The organism is Curtobacterium sp. MCBA15_001, assembly GCF_001864835.1.
GTDB lineage: Bacteria > Actinomycetota > Actinomycetes > Actinomycetales > Microbacteriaceae > Curtobacterium.
This window is the reverse complement of sequence record NZ_MJGI01000022.1, coordinates 12240-29673: the sequence shown is the minus strand read 5'-3', so window position 1 is coordinate 29673 and position 17434 is coordinate 12240. Positions and strand designations below refer to the sequence as shown.

The 17434-nt window shown below is 69.0% G+C and carries 24 protein-coding genes; 10 read left to right on the top strand and 14 right to left on the bottom strand.

The window, feature by feature from the left end; all coding sequences use genetic code 11:
- The first annotated feature begins 14 nt into the window (after positions 1-14).
- The 4 genes from BIU90_RS08660 to BIU90_RS08645 all read left to right on the top strand — a co-directional run bounded on the left by BIU90_RS08660 (position 15) and on the right by BIU90_RS08645 (position 1514).
- Positions 15-335, top strand: a complete 321-nt coding sequence (locus tag BIU90_RS08660) for a helix-turn-helix transcriptional regulator (RefSeq protein WP_071299838.1) — start codon at positions 15-17, stop codon at positions 333-335.
- A 33-nt stretch (positions 336-368) separates the two neighbouring features.
- Positions 369-683 (top strand): hypothetical protein, encoded by a 315-nt coding sequence (locus BIU90_RS08655; protein WP_139195192.1) that lies wholly within the window; start codon positions 369-371, stop codon positions 681-683.
- 87 nt (positions 684-770) lie between these two features.
- Positions 771-1187 carry a hypothetical protein gene (locus tag BIU90_RS19005; protein WP_254786986.1) on the top strand — a complete coding sequence of 139 codons (417 nt, stop codon included), beginning with the start codon at positions 771-773 and terminating at the stop codon, positions 1185-1187.
- A gap of 33 nt (positions 1188-1220) precedes the next feature.
- Positions 1221-1514: a hypothetical protein gene (locus BIU90_RS08645; RefSeq protein WP_071299836.1), complete on the top strand. Its 294-nt coding sequence runs from the start codon at positions 1221-1223 to the stop codon at positions 1512-1514.
- 15 nt (positions 1515-1529) lie between these two features.
- On the opposite strand, the gene BIU90_RS08640 is transcribed toward BIU90_RS08645, so the two are convergent.
- Positions 1530-4931, bottom strand: coding sequence for a hypothetical protein (locus BIU90_RS08640; protein ID WP_071299835.1), 3402 nt, complete (start codon positions 4929-4931; stop codon positions 1530-1532).
- Positions 4932-5075: 144 nt separating this feature from the next.
- Here BIU90_RS08640 and BIU90_RS08635 point away from each other — a divergent pair, with 144 nt between their 5' ends.
- Both BIU90_RS08635 and BIU90_RS17875 read left to right on the top strand, forming a co-directional pair.
- Positions 5076-5378, top strand: a complete 303-nt coding sequence (locus BIU90_RS08635) for a hypothetical protein (RefSeq protein ID WP_071299834.1) — start codon at positions 5076-5078, stop codon at positions 5376-5378.
- A gap of 306 nt (positions 5379-5684) precedes the next feature.
- The gene (locus BIU90_RS17875) at positions 5685-6329 is read left to right on the top strand and encodes a DUF4145 domain-containing protein (RefSeq protein ID WP_175470168.1); all 645 of its coding nucleotides are present in this window, start codon (positions 5685-5687) and stop codon (positions 6327-6329) included.
- Between the two features lie 67 nt (positions 6330-6396).
- Here the strand turns inward: BIU90_RS17875 and BIU90_RS08625 are convergent, their stop codons facing one another.
- From BIU90_RS08625 to BIU90_RS08575, 11 genes are all read right to left on the bottom strand, one after another.
- Positions 6397-6852 carry a hypothetical protein gene (locus BIU90_RS08625; RefSeq protein ID WP_071299833.1) on the bottom strand — a complete coding sequence of 152 codons (456 nt, stop codon included), beginning with the start codon at positions 6850-6852 and terminating at the stop codon, positions 6397-6399.
- Positions 6849-7151 carry a hypothetical protein gene (locus BIU90_RS08620; protein WP_071299832.1) on the bottom strand — a complete coding sequence of 101 codons (303 nt, stop codon included), beginning with the start codon at positions 7149-7151 and terminating at the stop codon, positions 6849-6851. Before BIU90_RS08620 ends, BIU90_RS08625 begins: the two co-directional genes overlap by 4 nt.
- A 350-nt stretch (positions 7152-7501) precedes the next feature.
- The gene (locus tag BIU90_RS08615) at positions 7502-7873 is read right to left on the bottom strand and encodes a hypothetical protein (protein WP_175470167.1); all 372 of its coding nucleotides are present in this window, start codon (positions 7871-7873) and stop codon (positions 7502-7504) included.
- Positions 7874-8042: 169 nt separating this feature from the next.
- Complete coding sequence (locus tag BIU90_RS08610) at positions 8043-8888, bottom strand: hypothetical protein (protein WP_071299830.1); 846 nt, start codon at positions 8886-8888, stop codon at positions 8043-8045.
- A 10-nt stretch (positions 8889-8898) separates the two neighbouring features.
- Positions 8899-9390 (bottom strand): hypothetical protein, encoded by a 492-nt coding sequence (locus BIU90_RS08605; protein WP_071299829.1) that lies wholly within the window; start codon positions 9388-9390, stop codon positions 8899-8901.
- Complete coding sequence (locus BIU90_RS19235; protein WP_368086276.1) at positions 9387-9659, bottom strand: excisionase family DNA-binding protein; 273 nt, start codon at positions 9657-9659, stop codon at positions 9387-9389. Before BIU90_RS19235 ends, BIU90_RS08605 begins: the two co-directional genes overlap by 4 nt.
- 213 nt (positions 9660-9872) lie before the next feature.
- Positions 9873-10067, bottom strand: a complete 195-nt coding sequence (locus BIU90_RS08595) for a hypothetical protein (protein ID WP_139195190.1) — start codon at positions 10065-10067, stop codon at positions 9873-9875.
- A 477-nt stretch (positions 10068-10544) separates the two neighbouring features.
- Positions 10545-10910 carry a helix-turn-helix domain-containing protein gene (locus BIU90_RS08590; protein ID WP_071299826.1) on the bottom strand — a complete coding sequence of 122 codons (366 nt, stop codon included), beginning with the start codon at positions 10908-10910 and terminating at the stop codon, positions 10545-10547.
- 19 nt (positions 10911-10929) lie between these two features.
- Positions 10930-11502: a hypothetical protein gene (locus BIU90_RS08585; protein ID WP_139195189.1), complete on the bottom strand. Its 573-nt coding sequence runs from the start codon at positions 11500-11502 to the stop codon at positions 10930-10932.
- Between the two features lie 77 nt (positions 11503-11579).
- Entirely contained in the window at positions 11580-11936 is a 357-nt protein-coding gene (locus BIU90_RS08580) for a hypothetical protein (RefSeq protein ID WP_071299824.1), read from the bottom strand.
- Positions 11933-12133 carry a helix-turn-helix domain-containing protein gene (locus BIU90_RS08575; protein ID WP_071299966.1) on the bottom strand — a complete coding sequence of 67 codons (201 nt, stop codon included), beginning with the start codon at positions 12131-12133 and terminating at the stop codon, positions 11933-11935. The genes BIU90_RS08580 and BIU90_RS08575 overlap by 4 nt, the downstream gene beginning before the upstream one ends.
- Positions 12134-12251: 118 nt before the next feature.
- Here BIU90_RS08575 and BIU90_RS08570 point away from each other — a divergent pair, with 118 nt between their 5' ends.
- On the top strand, positions 12252-12776 hold the full coding sequence (locus BIU90_RS08570) for a helix-turn-helix domain-containing protein (RefSeq protein WP_139195188.1): 525 nt from the start codon (positions 12252-12254) through the stop codon (positions 12774-12776).
- Positions 12751-13836, top strand: a complete 1086-nt coding sequence (locus BIU90_RS19000) for a site-specific integrase (RefSeq protein WP_071299822.1) — start codon at positions 12751-12753, stop codon at positions 13834-13836. Before BIU90_RS08570 ends, BIU90_RS19000 begins: the two co-directional genes overlap by 26 nt.
- Here BIU90_RS19000 and BIU90_RS08560 read toward each other — a convergent pair.
- Together BIU90_RS08560 and BIU90_RS08555 are read right to left on the bottom strand one after the other, a co-directional pair.
- Complete coding sequence (locus tag BIU90_RS08560) at positions 13787-14254, bottom strand: hypothetical protein (protein WP_139195187.1); 468 nt, start codon at positions 14252-14254, stop codon at positions 13787-13789. The genes BIU90_RS19000 and BIU90_RS08560 overlap by 50 nt on opposite strands.
- A gap of 73 nt (positions 14255-14327) precedes the next feature.
- A complete protein-coding gene (locus tag BIU90_RS08555) occupies positions 14328-16004 on the bottom strand; it encodes a glycoside hydrolase family 13 protein (RefSeq protein WP_139195204.1) in 1677 nt (558 codons plus the stop codon).
- 133 nt (positions 16005-16137) lie between these two features.
- Between BIU90_RS08555 and BIU90_RS08550 the strand changes: the two genes are divergently transcribed.
- Both BIU90_RS08550 and BIU90_RS08545 read left to right on the top strand, forming a co-directional pair.
- The gene (locus tag BIU90_RS08550) at positions 16138-16695 is read left to right on the top strand and encodes an NADPH-dependent FMN reductase (protein WP_071299820.1); all 558 of its coding nucleotides are present in this window, start codon (positions 16138-16140) and stop codon (positions 16693-16695) included.
- Between the two features lie 149 nt (positions 16696-16844).
- Positions 16845-17354 carry a MarR family winged helix-turn-helix transcriptional regulator gene (locus BIU90_RS08545; protein WP_071299819.1) on the top strand — a complete coding sequence of 170 codons (510 nt, stop codon included), beginning with the start codon at positions 16845-16847 and terminating at the stop codon, positions 17352-17354.
- Positions 17355-17434 lie beyond the last annotated feature (80 nt).

Below are 17434 nucleotides of genomic sequence, written 5' to 3'. Positions count from 1 at the left end.
AACGCCGAGTGCCCGTGACCGACATCGAGGGGATCATCCGCCGCGTCGTCCGTGAGGAGCTCGAGCGCGTCGTCGCGCCGGACGCTGAGAGTCAGCCGCTCCTTCGGGCCGGCGACCCGGCCGACCGTCGTAGTGCCGGTTCGGCCCTGGGCGACGAGATCCTCGCCCAGCTCGCGCGACGCCGTCAGACGCAGGCATGGCTCGCCGCCGAGACCGGCATGCCGATCGCCACGCTCTCGCGGCGCCTGCGCGATCCTGCAGCGTTCCGTCTTGGCGAGATCGCCGCTGTCGCTCGCGCGCTTGGCGTCGACCTGCGAGACCTCGTGAGCGTCTGACCGGCGTCGGCCGCTGCCAGTACGGTGCCGCGCATGGCACGACGGCGGCGAGACAGGTGGGCCCTCGGGCCGGCTCTGTCGCTACCCGAGGCGGCACGCGGCGGTCCCGAGGTGGACCTCGCCGAGCCCGACCCAGTGCTCGCCTGGGTGCAGTTCCCCGACCGGACGCTCGAGGTCGAGGCTTGTGTGCTCGCCTGGACGGACCGGGCGGTCCTCGTCGAGTGGGGCTTCGGGCAGGCCGCCGAGTGCGCGTGGGTCTGGCGCGACGCGGTCCGCGCGTTGTCCGACACGCCGAGCGCTCCGGAATCGGCGTTCCGTCAGATGCGACACGAGGCTGGTCCCTTCTGACATCTGCGATGTCTCATGTGAGAGCCTCGTCGCTTCGGCCTGCACTCAGCGTCTCCTCACCCCGTGAAGGCGGCTCAGACTCGGCGGATGACGGCACCACCGGACCCGGTCCTCCGCAACATCGTCACTCGACTGCACCGGTCCCGCACGCCCACCAGCGCACTCGCTGAGGCGGCGAGGATCCCTCTGGGTCGGCTCGAGCAAGTCCTCCACGGTGAGGCGCCGCTCCTCGTGATGGACGCGACGAGCATCGCGTTCGCCCTCGGGATGACGGCCGCCGAGCTGTTCGCCGCAGCGCAGCCATTACCCGTCGCACCGCCAGAACGGCTCGCGTATTCGCTGCCGGCGTTCGCTGACGCCGTGTGCCTGTCGGTCACGACGGTGAAGAAAGCGATCGACCGTGGCGAGCTCCTCGCCCGCTACCCCACACCGGCCGGCCGGAAGCCGATCGTCACACGCGAGGACGGCCTCCGCTGGTTGGAGGAGCTACGCACACAGCCGTAGGGCCGTGTCACCGGTCGCCGGCAGACTGACTGTATGTCCGCCCTGACGCCGAGCACGCAGCTCGCCCTCCGTGCCCTCGCCTGCCAGCTCGTCATCTCCGTAGCGAAGGGCAAGGAAGGCCAGGACGAGGCGCAGGTGCTCATGAACGCGGTACTGCTCGGCGAGGGGCCCGACGCGCTCGCGCAACTCGCAGTGGAGGCAGCCGACATCGCTAGGAGTGCCTTCGACCGGCACCTGGACCGCGACATCTGGGTTGGCGCGCTTCGCGACGAGATGGCACGGTGCGAGCTTGCTGGCGACCTTGAGGAGTTCGACGGCCGACTGTGAAGCGGGGCTCGAGCGTCACAGTCCCCCTGACTGCTGCCCCGCACCAAGCTTGAGCTTGCGCCGGGCGTTCTCCTGGCGGAGGACGATGCGAGCTTCTCCGTTAGCCATCTCGCGGAGCATCCCGAACAGCGATCCGTCCATGTAGATCGGCCGGTCGTCCGTCGGCTGCTGCTTCTGCGAGCCGAGGGCCTGCAGGGCGTTCGCCGGGTCCGCGTTGATCGCCTTGATGATCGGCCGCGCACCCGGGTACCCGGCAGCGAACGCGTTCACGACCTCCTCCCCGGGAGAGAGGAACGTCCGGACCTTGTCCGAGAACGCCGACCCCGTGCCCGACACCGACCCGCCCGTGCCGCCCTGAGCGAAGCGCTGTACCGCCCGCCACCCGTCGACACCCGCGGTGCCGCCGTGCGCGTTGAACGCCGCGCCGGCTACACCTCGAGCAGCGCCCGAGTTGACGGCCTCCTGCACGAGGACCGTCTTCTGGGTGATCGTCAGCGTCTTCCCGTGCATCCCGTCGATCTGCGCCTGCAGGATCACGAGCTGCCGCTGAGCGTCCGCGATCGACGCCTGCATCTCGGTCCGCTTCGCCACGGGCACCGACTCGATGTTCGCCGTCAGGTCCCGCAGCTTCGCCTTCGCCTCGTCGACGAGCGCCTGCGCCTTGGTGTCGTGCTTGTCCGGCACCGACGCGATCGACTGCTTGATCGCCGCGATCCCGAAGTCCGCCTGCGCCGTGTCGACCTCGAGCGCGGTCGGCTTCACCTTGAGGTTGTCGATGTCGTAGAGCTTGTCGATGTACGCCTGCACGGCGGGGGTCAGGTTCCCCTGCGCGCGGAGGGCGTCCTCGAGGGCCGCCTTCGACTGCTTGTAGGCGTCGACGCCGGCCTGCGTGGAGCCGGTGGCCTTCGCCTGAGCGTCCGCCATCTGCTGCGCGGCCGACACCTGCTGCTGGATCGCCTGCTGGTTCTTGACCGCCGCCTCGGAGTTGCCGTCGATCGCGTTCTTGCTGTCCTTGAACGCGTCCTTCGTCTGGTTGATGGCGGACGCGACCCCGGTCTGCGCCTGAGCGACCGACAGCGCCCCACCGTTGAGCAGGGTGAGCGCGTTCGACAGGAGCCCGGCAGCGTCGTTCTCGAGCTGCATGGCCTCGGTCGTGGCCTTCGTCTGCGCCGCCTGCTCCTTCGCCGCGGACGTCGCATCCCGGTACGCCGACGTCGTCATGCCGTACGCGTCGGCCTGCGACTTCGCCGCGTTCGCTGCGCCAGCCGACGCGGAGTTCGCGTCGTCGAGCGACTTCTTCTCCTTGGCAATCGCTTCGGAGGTGGTGTCGAGCTGATCGCGAAGTTCCCGGAGAGCGTCGAGCTGCTTCGACGCTGCGCCCGTAGCGCCCGCGAAGGCGCCACCTGCCTGCGCCTGTGCCGTGGCACTCTTACGCAGCTTCGCCTCCTGGGCGTCGAGCACCCTGTTGATCTGATCCGTGGCGTCCGCGTTGCCGGTCGCGGCCGAGGTCAGGTCGGTGAGGGTGAGGCCATAGCGCTTCGCCGTGTCCATCACGCCGGCCTGCTGCAGCTGCTGCGCGGCGAGCTTGGTGGTGTGCTCGCCGATAGCGTCGTTGTCCTGGATCAGGGCGGACGAGTAGTCGGCTGCCGCCTTCGTGTTGCTCTGCGTCGCGACCATGACCACACCCATGACCGCGGCCAGGCCAGTAAGCCCACCGATGACCCATCCGAGCGGGCCCATCATGAAGTTGATCGCCCCACCGAGGACCGTCGTCGTGACGGCAGCACCTGCCGCCGCCTCACCTTCCGCGACGGTCGCCGCAGCGTTCGCAGTCGCCGACACCGCGGCCGCGGTCTGAGCGCCAGTCACGCGGTTCCACGTCGCCACGGTCGCCGTCGCAGCGGTGTCGACACCAGCGAGGATGACCTGCGCGCCCTTCCACACCTGGAAGCCCACGAACGCCGCACCAGCAGCGATGCCGATCGCCGGCAGGACGGGACCCAGCCGAGACGTGATTGTTAGCAGATTGCCGACACCTTCGACGACGTCGAGGATCACGGGTCCGGCAGGCCGGAACGCGCCAACGAGGTTCACGACGCCGCCGACTAGCGACCCGATGGCCGCGTTGACCTGAGGGAGGTCGTGCGACGCGTCGGTGACGAACTGCCGGAACCCGGTCGTGGACGTGGCCCACTGCCGGAAGGTCCGTGCCCCGCCCTCGACGACGTCCTCGACCTGCACGAACAGGGGCCGGGCGACGAGGAGCGCGCCGACGACACCGCTCACGATGTCGTTGCCAGCGTTCCCCGCCGACGTGCCGAGCTCGCGCACGAGGTCGTTGAGGCCGGGCAGGTTCCCCGTCACGGACCGCTCAGCCTGCTCGAACTGGCGGAGCATGCTTACGGCACCGGTGTTCGACAGGGTGTCGAGGTCAGCGCCGAGGTTCGTGAGGACGGCGGAGTACCGCTGCCCAACCTCGGTGCCCGACTTGATCGCCTGGTTCGCACCGACGATCGCGAGGACACCCGCGCCGGCCATGCCAACGAGCGCGCCGCTGTAGGCGACGGCGGCGCTCGTCGCTGCGGGGAGGATCGCGACCGCGGCACCGATGGCCGTTGCGAGCCACCCGGCGACCGGAATCGCTCGCTTCTGCCCCTCAGCAGCGGAGTCCGTGGCCCCGGCGGCGAGCTCCTGCGCGCCGGCGAGGACCTGAGCGCTGACCGCGGCGCGCGCCTGCTCGTCCGAGAGCTCACCCTCAGCGTTCGCGGCGCGGTGGGCGGCGGCGGCCTGAGCCAGCGATGCGTCTGCAGTGAGCCGAGCGGCGGCGACGCGGACCGCGGAGGACTGCGGGTTCCCGAGCACCTCGTCGAGACGCATCTGCGCGACCGTCGCACGACGCGTCGCGAGCTCCGACGCCTGCCGTGCAGCTGCCAGAGACGCCTGCGCTGCAGCGGACTCCTCGGCAGACCGAGTGCTCCCGTCCTGCGCCTCGCTGAGGGCCTCCTCGGCGACAGCAGCACCGGACGCGGCGGCTACCGCTCGCGTGTACGCGGCAGCGAGTGCGGTGCGGGCTGCGACCGAGTCCTCAGCGGAACGCTCGGTGTCACGGTCGGCCGCTTCGATTGCTTCGGACGCGGCGACGGCCTGCGCACTGGCCGCGGCGGCCCCGCCGGTGCCGGAGGTGTGCTGGGCAACGTTGACGTCGACTGTGACGGACTCCGCACCGACCGCGCGCACGGCGGCCGAGAGGACGGCGAGCTGCTCCTCGGCGCGGGCGGTGTCGACGTCGACGCGGATGTCCGGGTCAATCGCGCCGAGCTCGCGGGCCTGCCGCTTGACCTTCTGGATCTTCCGGTCCCAGTCGGAGTCGTCCAGGCGGAGGAATCCGGTGATCCCACCGATCTCGGTGTCACTCATCGTCGGCGCTGTTCTGTGAGACGGGCATGAGGCTCCTCAGGAGGCGGGCGGTGCACCTGGGGAATGCGCGCGCGTGATCGTGCTCCCAGCCTGACGGGGTCGCTCACCCTGGTTCCGGGAGCGGAACCGACGTACATTCGTGTCATGGCAGGCAAACTCGTACAGGGGTTCGGTGAGAACGTCGGTGATTCTGACGACCGGCTCGACCGCGTTCTCACCACGCTCGACGAACTCGACGACGTGATCTACGACGGCCCGGAGAGCGAAGCACTCGTCGTGCTCCGGAACGCGATCCGCACCCTCACCGACGAGGTGCGAGACATCCGCGGCGGGTTGGTGTCGGCGTCAGAATCCGAACCCCGGAAGGCGGATGCCCCCGCCGCTCCTCACCCTCGCTCGGTACCCGTGGATCCGAACGAGCCAAACGTTGGCTCCATGAAATTCTGATTGACCAAGGCGAGGATGCTCAGCTCGCGCTCCTCATCGGGACTGAGTTCCGCCACCTGGCCGACCGTCAGAACGCCGCCGGGTCCCGGAGGACCGCAGAGCGCGCCGAGCATCTCGCGGCGATGGCGAGCCCTAAGGCATACCGACGCTTGATCGCCACGCAAGTACGGGAGACCGCCCGCGGCTTCCGGCCGCATGCGACCGCGCCCGATCTCGAGAGCGAGCAGTAATGAAGGCGGCGGTCCTCCCAGGTTGACGGGTGCCGTCGCCGTGGTTTCGAGAGCGGAACTGCGCGAGGATGACCGCATGGCCACCACGTCGACGCTCTGCCCATACTGCGAGAAGCACACCCACACCACGATTCAGTGGGGGCAGGTGTACGACCAAGCCACCAGCGTGCGAGTTGCTTCTACCTGCGACAACTGCGGACGGATCCTGGCCGGCGAGGCTCAGGGTGAGGCGATCACGGGCTACGGCGGTACTCACGCGACTACAAGCCTTGGGTCGGTGGTGGAAGCAGTGGGACGCGCGGAGGAGATTAGCTGGTTGCCCCTGTCCGCGGAGAGCCCAGAGGTACTGGACGTCCCACCGGCGATCGCTCGCGCAGCAAAGGAGGCCTACTCGAGCCGCTCTGTCGGCAACCAGATGGCGGCCGTCCTCATGGCCCGGACCGTGGTCGAGGCAACGGCAAAAGCCAAGGGAATCGAGGGGAAGACCCTCGCCGCGAAGATCAACGGGATGCGAGAAGCGGATCTCATCCGGCCCGACATCGCCGAACTCGCGCATGAGGTCCGCTTCGCTGGGAACGAGATGGCCCACGGCGACATCGACGTCCCCATCGACGAGACTGACGCTGAAGAGATCCTTGCGCTGATGGCGGAGGTCCTCAGTGAGGTCTTCCAGGGTCCGGCACGGGTCGCGCGCGTCAAGGCGAAGCGGCAGTCGAGGTAGACGAGTACGCCGCCATCGCCCCTCCGCGTGACTCAGCGTGTGCTCGTGGATGAGCCGCCCTGGGCTGCTACTTCGCCTTCAGCGTTCCAGCGTCGAACGCGCTGCGGATGCGCTCGTAGTAGAGCTTCGCGTCAGCGATCGACGCCGATGGCTCGAGGCCCTCGTTGTAGCGAACGTTGACGCTCCACTGGTGAAGCTCGAGGTACTCGAAGGAGATCTGCGGGTAGAGCTTGCTCACGATGTCGTTGACACCCGGCTTGCGCTCCCTGTCGCCCTTGCGACCTCGGTGCATCGCAACGAAGCGATCTGCGAGTGTGAAGCGGCTGTCGACGGCGCTGAGACGAGCCACCGAGTCGAAGATCGTGTCACCGATAAAGGCGGCACGCATGAGGTGGTAGCTCGCGTAGAAGTAGCAGACGACCGCCCACTCATCCCCCACGTCGTGGAGGCTCTGACCGGTGAGCACGAAGGCGTCGGCCCGCTGAACACACTTCTCAGCCGTGTCCAACGCCTTCGAGGTCATGCGTACTGGAACTGTCGTCGCGCGTCCGCCGTTGCGCGGTCGTGCGCATGAAGCTCGCCCACGAAGTTGTGTCCGATCACGATCTCGTCCCAGAACAGCTCTTCCACCTCGCGAAGCGCCTCGAGAGCAGCGCGACGGTGCGCCTCGTGCGCATCACGGAGAACGATCTCGATCTCGGCTTCCATCGTGATGGGGTTCACCTCAACGGACAGAGCCCGGAGGTTTTCCTTCCCGATGTACGAAACACTGTTCTCCCCGATGGACTGCGCGAGGATGGCGAAATCAGTCGTGTCGGACATGTTCCGCACAGTACACAGGTCGGTTGTGCATCCGGTAGTTGTGCCGTGTCGCTACATGCACAAGCGAGGTCCGGTTGACGAAACCTACAACGAAGTCCCGTTTTCGTTCAGGTTCGGCACTTCTGCACGCCATGTGGGTGGCGCTGCGGACATCGTATCTTTCTCCGCCGACACGAGCGTCTGGACCGCACCGTCCTTGGATCACGCCCCGGGCGGTCGGATCCGGGGACGCCGCGCACCCGCGAATGCGATGGCCCGGGACATCGGGAGCCGTCCGTCCCCACGACGACGACTCCCGGCAGTGTTGAGCCGGGGCCGCCGCGTAACCGTGAACGCAACAACCCCGGCGGTCAGGACGCGTCGCCGAGCGCGTTGCCGGCGGCGGGATCGTAGTTCACCGCGGCCGCAGCGAATCCTGCCGCGAGCGTGTCGAGCAGCGAGTGCGCTTCCGTCAGGCCCTCTGACGGGTCTTGAAGGATGAGCTTCGCCGAAGTGGTGAGGTAGCCGGACACCGCCGCCGTCAGGTCGCGTTCTGCCTGCGTCGGAATGAAGTCCAGCGTCTCGTCATGCTCGGAGCCGCCCTCACCGCGCACGAGGGCACGGAACTTGCCGCCGTCGCCCTCCTCGAGCCGATCGAGGATGCGCTCGGCTCGCGTGTACAGCCGGTCGACCAGCGTCGCGCGTCGTTCCTGTAAGGAACGGACCTTCGCGGTGGTAGCCACTGCCGTTTGCGCCCGGTCGAACGCCAGCCCCTCACTCTTCGCCCACCTTGAGATCCGGGCCGCCGAGAACCCGAGCTCGCGCGCGATCGCGTTGCACCCGAGCCCCTGGTCGAACAGGGCTCGGGCGCGAACGGCGTCGTCGGCTGTGAAGCGCTGAGCGGGCAACGGGTCAGTCCGAACCGTCGCCGAGTTCGGCGCCTGCCTCGTAGGTGAGGTGCTTCACGCCGAGCTGTGTGCCTGCGACGACCTCGTTGCGTGGCACGTCGGGTGTGCCGAGCCGCTTGAACTGCTCCGCCGAAACCATCACGGCGTCGTGCATGCGCTGCACGTCGACGTGCTGCTGCAGCGCGTCGCGCGCCTCACCCTCGGGCGTGACCGCGATGAGGCGCTGCTGCGTCATCCGTTCGATGCCGGCGAGCGTGGCAGGGAGCTGGTGCTCTGTCTTCCGGTCGGACCTCGCCGTCTCGTAAGCGGGTGCGTACCGCTGTACGGCGAGGAGCGCGTCGCTGTCGAGGTTCTTCATGATGTCGGGCCATGACTTGCCGGACTCGAGCTGCGGACGGATGAAGTTGTTCCACGCCTGGTCGGTGCGGATCAGCTGCGCCATGTTGTCGGGGTCCAGCTTCGGCCGGTGCTTCTCAGCGAGGATCGCCGCGGATTCGAGCGCGCCGACCGCGTGCTCCTTGAGCTGAGTAGCCCGGTGGTCCAGCGCCTTCTGCAGGGAGCTCAGCCGAGCCCCACGCTCGGCTTCCTGTGCGTCATGCAGGACGTTGGGGTCTTCGTAGGCGCGGATCGCGCCGAAGTTCGGCAGAAGCGTCTCCGCGGTCCGATACAGGCCCGTGAGCGCTGCTCGTGCCCGTGCCGCAGGGTCTCCGACGTGTACGCACGGGTCGGTGATGCGACCGAGGGCTGCCAGAGACGCGCGGAGTCGAGCCTGTTCCTGGCGATCGGCGATCTCGCGCTGGTCGGCGGCGGAGAGGAAGGCAACCCAGTTGCCTTTGGCGTCGAACGGCATGGCTCGTCTCCTACTCGCTCAGCGACGCGACCAGCGCGTCGGCGTCGTCGAAGGTCTGCACAGCGAGGATGCGGTCGATCGTCGCCTCCACCGGCTTGCGGGCGTCGTCGAAGTCGATGCCTGCGGCGAGGCCCAGCCGTTCCGCCTCGCGTATCTCGTGGGTGATACCCGTGCGGATGCCGAGCGCGCTCGAGCGGGCATCCTCGAGGACAGCGGCGACCTCGGCGGCCTTCCCCTCCGAGTCGAGGCCGGCTCGGGCGCTCTCGTGCGCGTCGAGGGTCGCTTCGAGGTTGCGGCGCAGCTTCTTCGCGATGCGGTTCAGTGACGCCGGTGCGACGTCGATGCTGTGGGTGATGGTCATGACGTGGGTCCTTCTTTCGAGGGTGAGGGTGGTCAGTTCGACCTGACGTTCCGCGAACCGGAGGAGGCTCTGCGCCACCTCGGCGTCGGTGCGCGCCGACAGCAGATCAGCGTCGGTGACGAGCTCCGTCGTTCCGGTCATGCGCGGCTCCGTCCGTATCGGTACTGGTCAAGGTCCGCGGCACCGATCCACCACGAGTGACCGTGGCGTTCCGCCGGGAGCCGCCCACTCGCGATCGCCTTCGTGATCGCCCTCGTGGAACACCCCCGCACCGCAGCCGCCTCGGCCACGGTCAGGAACTCCTGCCGCCCACTCAGCGTGACCTCCCCGCCACGGCTGGTTCCGTGGACGGAACGGGCAACATCCGCCCGGGCCGCAGCCTCCTGCAGCGCATCAAGCACTCGCACCATGTCCTCGTTCACCGAGACGCCCCGGCTTCGGCCCTCGACCACGCCGATGGTCAGTAGTCGGATGAGCGGGGCTGCCACCCGCTGCGGTACCACCACGGCACCGTCGGGCCGGGAGTAGTCCCGCGGCTCAGGAGGAAACACCATCGCCACCCCCACTGTCCGCGGTGCAACGTTCACGTGGCTGCCGCGCACGCGCGTGCGCGCGCGAGGCCGTCATGGCTTACCCTCCGTGCGTCTCTTCAGTTCGGCGAGCTTGGCCCGCACCTTGTCGAGCTGCTGGTCTAGCTTCACGCGTTCGGCTGTCTCCGCTGCTTCTCGTTCCGCGTGCTGCTGCGCGACGATGCGCCGGGCTTCGGCTTCCCGCTTCACGGGGTTGGGGTCCGGGTTGAACATGCCTCCGGTGGTCATGGTGCTTGCCTTTCATCGTCGTGTGGGTACCGCGCGGGGGCTGAGACGGACGATCCCAGCCCCCGCGCATGTGGGTCTGGTTTGTGCTGCGATCACTCCGGAGAGGGGCGGTGAGCGCTTCGGCCCGACGCAGGGTTCGGGAACGAATAGACGCGGGACCGTTCGGCGTGTTGAGCCTTGAGCTCGGGATGCTCTCGGTAGAAGGCGATCCAGCGATCCGTCTCGGCCTCGAGCGCATCACGCTCCGTCGGGTGCTTGTCGTCGACCGTCACAGCTGTGTGACCCCCGATCCCGCCCTTCGCGTCAGCGAAGTGCGGTAGTCAGCTGTCACTGGTAGGAGTAACTGGTTCCTGTGACTGATAGGTGGCAGTTCTCGCCGACGGGATGCGCGAGAACTGCCGATGGCTACCGGCAGAAACTGCCGACGGTGAATGCGAGAACTGCCGGTGGCCCAGCGGCAGAAACTGCCGGTGGACCTCAGTACGGCTGCTGCCCGGTCCACGCCGGATCCGCGCTGCGGTACTCGTCCGGCACGTTCAACAGGTACAGGTGCCGGTAGTACTGCCCGTCGCGCCTGCGCCGACGCTCTATCTTGAACGCCCCCGTGAACTCGAGGGTCTTCACGTGCTCCTGCACGCTCCGCACGCTCAACCCCGTGCGCTGCGCGATCCGCTCGTATGACGGGTACGCGTAGCCCTCTTCGGCGTTCTCGTGCTCCGCGATGCAGAGGAGCACCAACTTCTCCCCCGGCTTCAACGCAACCCTGTCGCCAGCGTCGCCCTCCGAGGGCCGCGCAGCTCGCTGCCCGACGTCCCAGGCCCAGTTTCTTGCTGAGAGTGTCACTCATGGCCAATCCGGTCGGTCAGTTCACCAGCGCGCGCAGTTGCGCCGCGACGGCAGCGAGCTCTTCAGCGAACCCGACCAGGGCGTCACCGCTCAGCGGCTCCGTGCCTTCTGTGAGGCGCAGCTCGAACGTGGCCGGACCGTCGCCCTCCGCCGACCGGGCGACCTCGAGCGCGACGTCGGTGCCGAAGCGGTGTTCCTCGACGAAGTCGCCGACGTGCAGGCCACTGACTTGGGGCTCGTCGTCGGCCCAGGCGATTGAGTGCCCGGTGCACCAGCGGTGCCGCTCGCACGGGATCTCCCCCGTCATGCGGAGATACGCGACGCCGTCCTCCGTGCCATCGACGACGAACGTGCCCTCGGTAGTCACCACCTCGCCGGTGTCATCGTTCCGGTACCGGTCGCCGACGGAGTGCTTCACCCCGGCGACCCACGGGTCCGTGGACAGCACGACACCTGGTCTGCCGTCGACGCTCCACGCGTACACGGTCCGTCCAGCCGTCGCTCTCCGGGCGCCCGTGATGCGTTCGACTGGGCAGGCTCGGCGGTAGATGTCGGTGGTCGGCGCAATGGTGGTCGTACGCTTGCTCATGATCGGTTCCTCTCAAGGGTTCTGGTCGCTGCCCTCGAAGCCCTGGCCGGCTTCGGGGGCGTTCTTCGTTGTGGTGGTCATGCGGTCGCCTCGTGCTCCTCGCCGATGGGTACGAGCTCCCACACGGCCGCGGACCCGCCGGCCTTCGTGGGGCGCCGCTGCCCTGTGTCTCTTACCTCCGCACGACGGTGCATCTCCGCGGTGCGTGTGCGGATGCTCTGCGCGGTAACGGTCTTGACCCACGGCTTCTCGGCTCCGTACTCGGCGTACGCGTCGACCAGCTCCTCGTGCGTCAGCGGGCCACGCGAACCGAGCAGGACACGGATCGTCGCGACCACCTGGGACGTCTTCCCGTCGCTCTGCTGGTCGGCTGCTGCCCAGGAGGTGTCCGGGTCACGGTCACGCACCCGCCCGTCGTACGTCGACGCGGTCATGCGGAGGCCGTCTCGAATTGGCTCGCGATGTACGCCTCGACGTCGGCGGCACGGAACATCCGACGCCCGCCGATGAGCCCGCTGCGCGGCCCGGTTCCCGTCTGGATCATGTATCGGATGCCGGCCTGCGACTTGCGCAGGCGCTTCGCAGTCTCGGCGAGCGTCAGGTGGACGGTCTCGTTCTCGTTCTGGTCCATGTTCATCCCTTCTGGGTGGTTCACTGGTCCTACCAGCAATGGAAGGATTAGACCACACCCCACATCAGATGGCAACCAAAAGCTTCCACGCTTGGTCGGATTTCCCTATGCTCATCACGTGACATCACTGGACAAGCAGATCGGCGATAACCTCACGCGCCTCCGAACACCTCGCATGAGCCAGCGCGCTCTCGCAGACGCGATGACCGAGCGTGGATGGAAGTGGTCGCACGTCACGGTCGGCTCGGTTGAACGCGGCGATCGCCCGCTGCGAGCAGCCGAGGCGATCGGTGTTGCAGAGATCCTCGAGGTGGAGGTCGTCGACCTCGTGAACGCCCGGGAGGCTTCCCAGATGCGCGAAGCGACGCAGAAGCTGCTTGCGCAGTATCACCGGCTCCGACACGCAGTTTCCGACTGGGATCTAGTGCGCCGCGAGTACGCGCAGCTGGCGGACTCGCTCGGCCGGGAAGTCGACAACGAAGTGATCGCCAGGCTCTGGTTCCCCGCGGAGGAAGTCGTCGCCAACGAGCACCGGATGTTCGGGCTCGACGAGTACCCATGGGCAACAGAAAACGGCCCCTGGATGAAGCTGTACATCGAATCTGAGAGGGCGGCTCGTGGCCAGCATCCGGCAGCGTCCTGACGGGAAGTGGCGGGCCCGGTACCGCGATGACGAGGGTCGCGAGCACTCGCGGCACTTCGACCGGAAGCGCGAAGGACAGGACTGGCTCGACGAGGTCGCGACGTCGCGGCGCACCGGCACGTACGTCGCGCCGGCCGCGTCGAAGGTGACCCTGTCAGGGTTCTACGCGGAATGGGCGCCGCGGCAGGTGTGGGCAACCGGAACCCGCCGCAACGCCGACCAGGCGCTCGCCTCGTGCACGTTCCGCGACGTGCCCTTCGGGAAGCTGCGCCGGTCACACGTCGAAGCGTGGGTGAAGGCGATGGAGGGCACGCTCGCGGCGTCGACGATCCGGACCCGCGTGCGGTACGTGGGCGGCGTGTTGAAGGCGGCCGTGCTCGACAGGGTGCTTGCAGCAGACCCGACGGTCGGCGTCCGGCTACCAGCGGTCCGTCGGCTCGAGCACACCATGCGCATCCCGACCCCAGCCGAGGTGCAGGCGGTCCGCGACGCTGCGGAGCCGTTCCTCCGCCCGCTCCTCGACGTCATGGCGTTCGCCGGCCTCCGCATCGGCGAGGCGTCCGCGGTCAAGGCGACCGACGTGCGGTGGCTGCAGCACGAGCTCCACGTCGCACGACAGATCCAGAACCGCCCAGGCCTCCGCGAGGTGTGCCCGCCAAAGCACGGGTCCGAGCGCGTCGTCCCCGTGCCGCCCGAACTGACCCTGCGATTGTCCGCGCACATCGCCGACGTCGGCGTGCACGGCGACGGGTGGCTGCTGCCCGGCGCCCCGCCGTCACCCGACGCGCTGCGCCGCTGGTTCGAGAAGGCGTGCACGGCAGCCGGCGTCGAGGGCATCACGCCGCACGACTACCGGCACTTCTACGCATCCGGCTTGATTCGATCTGGCCTTGACGCTGTGTCCGTGGCCCGGGCTATGGGGCACGCGTCCCCAGCGATCACGCTGACGGTCTACGCGCACCTGTTCCCGGACGCTGCGGACCGCACCAGAGCCGCAGCGTCCGCGCTCCTCACGTCGACCGAGCATTCTGCGGACCAAACGCGGACCAAACGAGCCTGAACTGCCGCAGATCCGCGCCTTCTCGGGACTTGTCAGACTGCATCGCGTAGTCGAACGCGATCTCGAGACCGGCCGTCGACGGGAACGTGTCGGTCGTCGACCACGATCCCACCTGGCTCTCCACCGCGTCGGTCAGGCGCAGGCGCCCGTCGACGATCTCGGCGTCCCCGTTCAGCACACCCCCGCCGGCCGTGCTGAAGTCCTGCTCGTACGGGAACGCGAGGTCGGCGGCGGACGCGCCAGGCGGTGGAGCGAGTGCGGTCGGCAGCGCGGCGACGGCGAGCGCACCGAGCGCCACGAGGACAGCGGCGCGGCGACGCACCGCGCGGGAGGGCGCAGCCGGGCGATCAGCCGCGTCGCGGCGAGCGCGATCGCGGCGGGCAACGACGGGTGGACGAGCAGTGTGTGGTTGCTTCATGCACCGATCGTCGCGAGCAGGACACCCCGGCCGGCCCGGCCCCGGGACATCTGTGGACGAACGCGCCTGAACCCTATTCGGTGGAGGAAGACCCGGCGGGCCCCAGCCAGACCGTGGTCGCGCCCGGCAGCTCAGCAACGCCCAGCGGCCCGGACGCCAGCAGCACCGTGCCCGCGGGCAGCGGGACCGGAGCGTCGCCGAAGTTCGTCACCGACCGCCACCCGTCGTGTCGCGCGAACGCGACCACACCGGCGGGAGCGTCGAGCCAGGTCAGGGACTCCCCCTGCTGCAGGTGCCGACGGGTGGCGAGCGCCGCCCGGTAGAGCGACAGCGTCGAGTCGGCGTCACCGTCCTGGGCTGCGACGGACTCGGCGCCGAAGTCCACCGGCTGCGGCAGGAACGGCCGGGCGTCGCCGAACCCGAACGACGGCCCCGAGGTGGCCCACGGGATCGGCACGCGGCACCCGTCCCGACCCTTGACGGTGTGCCCGGAGCGCAGCCACTTCGGGTCCTGCAGCTGTTCGCGCGGGATCGCAGCGGCCTCGTGCAGCCCGAGTTCCTCACCCTGGTAGACGTACGTGGACCCGGGCAGGGCGAGCAGCAGCATCGTCGCGGCCCGGGCACGACGGAGCCCGAGCGCGCGGTCGAGCACGGGCGACGTGCCGTCGGTCATCAGCCAGGCGTCGGTGTCGGTCCCGAGCGGCAGGCCGTAGCGGGTGGCGTGCCGGACGACGTCGTGGTTGGAGAGCACCCACGTGCTCGATGCCCCGGACTGCGCCGCCATGGCCAGGTTCTGCTCGATGAGGTCGTGGAACGCCGCGGCGTCGAACGGGGCCTCGAGCAGGTCGAAGTTGAACGCCTGCCCGAGCTCGTCCGGCCGCGCGTACAGCACGCGGCGGGGAGCCGGGGCCCAGGCCTCGGCGATCGCGGCACGGGGCGGGTCGTACTCGTCGAGCACGTCGCGCCAGGTCCGGAAGATCCCGTGGACCTCGTCACGGTCGTACAGCGGGTCGGAGCCGTCGAGGGGCAGCTCGTGCTCGTTCGACGGGCGGTACGGCACGGAGAGGTCCTTCGCCAGCCCGTGCGCGACGTCGACACGGAAGCCGTCCACCCCGCGGTCCGACCAGAACCGCAGCGTGTGCTCGAAGTCCTGGCGTACTGACTCGTTCGTCCAGTCGAGGTCGGGCTGCTCCGGCGCGAACAGGTGCAGGTACCACTGCCCGTCGGGCACTCGGGTCCAGGCCGAGCCGCCGAAGTTCGACACCCAGTCGCTCGGCGGCAGCGACCCGTCCGCTCCGGAGCCCGACCGGAAGACGTACCGTGCTCGCTCCGGCGACCCGGGCCCGGCGGCCAGGGCGGCCCGGAACCAGGCGTGCTGGTCCGAGGTGTGGTTCGGCACGACGTCGACGATCACCCGGATGTCGTGCGCGTGGGCCGTGCGGAGCAGTTCGTCGAGGTCGTCGAGCGTGCCGAGCCGCGGGTCGACGTCGCGGTAGTCCGCGACGTCGTAGCCACCGTCGGCGAGCGGCGAGGGGAAGAACGGGGAGAGCCAGATCGCGTCCACCCCGAGCGACGCCAGGTACGGGACGCGGCTCGTGATCCCGACGACGTCGCCCAGGCCGTCGGCGTTCGTGTCCGCGAAGCTCCGCGGGTACACCTGGTAGACGACGGCCTGCCGCCACCAGTTCGGGTCGGAGGTGCTGGGCGTGCTGACGGGCGTCCGGAGGCTCACCCCGCCGAGCGTACCCATCGCCGACACGCCGGTCCCCACCACGCCGGGGAATGCCGTTCTCTGCGAACGCATTGGTTGTTCCTGTAACCATTCGGCTGACAGACGTCACCGTTCCGTTGGCAGACGGACCACCGCAACGAAAGGGTCACCCATGACGAACGTCCTCGTGCTCGTCGGCAGCCTCCGCGCCGGCTCCATCAACCGCCAGCTCGCCGAAGCGGCGACCGACCACGCCCCCGACGGCATCGACCTGTCCGTGTACGACGGGATCGTCGACCTGCCCTTCTACAACGAGGACATCGACGGCGACACCCCGCCCGAGGCCGCCGTGGCGTTCCGCCGGGCCGTCGCCGACGCGGACGGCATCCTCGTCATCACGCCGGAGTACAACGGCACGATCCCGGCTGTGCTGAAGAACGCGCTCGACTGGGCATCGCGTCCGTTCGGCGCTTCCCCCATCTCCGGCAAGCCGCTCGCCGTGATCGGCTCGGCGTTCGGCCAGTACGGCGGCGTCTGGGCACACGACGACGCCCGCAAGGCCGCCGGCATCGCCGGCGCGAAGGTGCTCGAGGACGTCAAGGTCGCCATCCCGCAGTCGGTCGTCCGGTTCGCCGAGACGCACCCGCGCGAGGACGCCGAGGTCACCGAGCAGCTCCAGCAGACGCTCGACGCGATCGCCACCGCAGCAGCGGAGCGCGTCGCCGCGTAGCGCGACACCGACGCGGTCGCAGCGCGACCAGCAGACGGACGGGAGGCCCGTGGCGACACCGCCACGGGCCTCCCGTCCGTCTGGGCGTCTGCTCACAGACACGACGGTCGCTAGACCGCCTGGTAACCAGACGGGTTACGCTACCGGGCATGTCCACGACGGAGATCACCGAAGCGTCCGGGTACTGGTTCCCCGATGACGACGCCACCCAGCGCGGTGTCGCCGTCCTGAACGCGCTCCGACGCTACCGGGCCGCCGAGACCGCTATGCGCCGACGCACCCGCGACTCGATGGGCATGGGCGAGACCGACCTGCTCGCCGTGCGCTACCTGCTGCAGGCGCAGCGCTCCGGTCGCATGGTCAGCCCGAAGGACCTCGCCGCCTACCTCAAGATCAGCTCGGCGTCGACGACGATCCTCATCGACCGCCTGGTCAAGAGCAACCACGTCCGGCGCGAACCGCACCCGACCGACCGCCGTGCCCTCGTCATCACCCCGACGTTGGAGACCGACGACGAGGTCCGTCAGACCCTCGGCGTGATGCACCGGCGCATGATGTCCATCGCCGAGGGACTCGACGCCGACGAGGCCCGCACCGTCGCTCGCTTCCTCGAGCACATGCGCGGCGCCGTCGACCAGGTCGACCCCGCGTCGCACTGACACCCGGGCGTCGGGGGACGCTCCCTCACCGCGCACTGTGAGGGCGGTCGGGGGCACCGGGTAGACCGGGAACCGTCACC

Coding starts and splice junctions, on each gene's coding strand:
- BIU90_RS08655 (WP_139195192.1), top strand. CDS start 369: ATGGCACGACGGCGGCGAGACAGGTGGGCCCTCGGGCCGGCTCTGTCG.
- BIU90_RS19005 (WP_254786986.1), top strand. CDS start 771: ATGACGGCACCACCGGACCCGGTCCTCCGCAACATCGTCACTCGACTG.
- BIU90_RS08645 (WP_071299836.1), top strand. CDS start 1,221: ATGTCCGCCCTGACGCCGAGCACGCAGCTCGCCCTCCGTGCCCTCGCC.
- BIU90_RS08640 (WP_071299835.1), bottom strand. CDS start 4,931: ATGAGTGACACCGAGATCGGTGGGATCACCGGATTCCTCCGCCTGGAC.
- BIU90_RS08635 (WP_071299834.1), top strand. CDS start 5,076: ATGGCAGGCAAACTCGTACAGGGGTTCGGTGAGAACGTCGGTGATTCT.
- BIU90_RS17875 (WP_175470168.1), top strand. CDS start 5,685: ATGGCCACCACGTCGACGCTCTGCCCATACTGCGAGAAGCACACCCAC.
- BIU90_RS08625 (WP_071299833.1), bottom strand. CDS start 6,852: ATGACCTCGAAGGCGTTGGACACGGCTGAGAAGTGTGTTCAGCGGGCC.
- BIU90_RS08620 (WP_071299832.1), bottom strand. CDS start 7,151: ATGTCCGACACGACTGATTTCGCCATCCTCGCGCAGTCCATCGGGGAG.
- BIU90_RS08610 (WP_071299830.1), bottom strand. CDS start 8,888: ATGCCGTTCGACGCCAAAGGCAACTGGGTTGCCTTCCTCTCCGCCGCC.
- BIU90_RS08605 (WP_071299829.1), bottom strand. CDS start 9,390: ATGACCGGAACGACGGAGCTCGTCACCGACGCTGATCTGCTGTCGGCG.
- BIU90_RS19235 (WP_368086276.1), bottom strand. CDS start 9,659: ATGGTGCGAGTGCTTGATGCGCTGCAGGAGGCTGCGGCCCGGGCGGAT.
- BIU90_RS08595 (WP_139195190.1), bottom strand. CDS start 10,067: ATGACCACCGGAGGCATGTTCAACCCGGACCCCAACCCCGTGAAGCGG.
- BIU90_RS08585 (WP_139195189.1), bottom strand. CDS start 11,502: ATGAGCAAGCGTACGACCACCATTGCGCCGACCACCGACATCTACCGC.
- BIU90_RS08580 (WP_071299824.1), bottom strand. CDS start 11,936: ATGACCGCGTCGACGTACGACGGGCGGGTGCGTGACCGTGACCCGGAC.
- BIU90_RS08575 (WP_071299966.1), bottom strand. CDS start 12,133: ATGGACCAGAACGAGAACGAGACCGTCCACCTGACGCTCGCCGAGACT.
- BIU90_RS08560 (WP_139195187.1), bottom strand. CDS start 14,254: ATGAAGCAACCACACACTGCTCGTCCACCCGTCGTTGCCCGCCGCGAT.
- BIU90_RS08555 (WP_139195204.1), bottom strand. CDS start 16,004: ATGGGTACGCTCGGCGGGGTGAGCCTCCGGACGCCCGTCAGCACGCCC.
- BIU90_RS08550 (WP_071299820.1), top strand. CDS start 16,138: ATGACGAACGTCCTCGTGCTCGTCGGCAGCCTCCGCGCCGGCTCCATC.
- BIU90_RS08545 (WP_071299819.1), top strand. CDS start 16,845: ATGTCCACGACGGAGATCACCGAAGCGTCCGGGTACTGGTTCCCCGAT.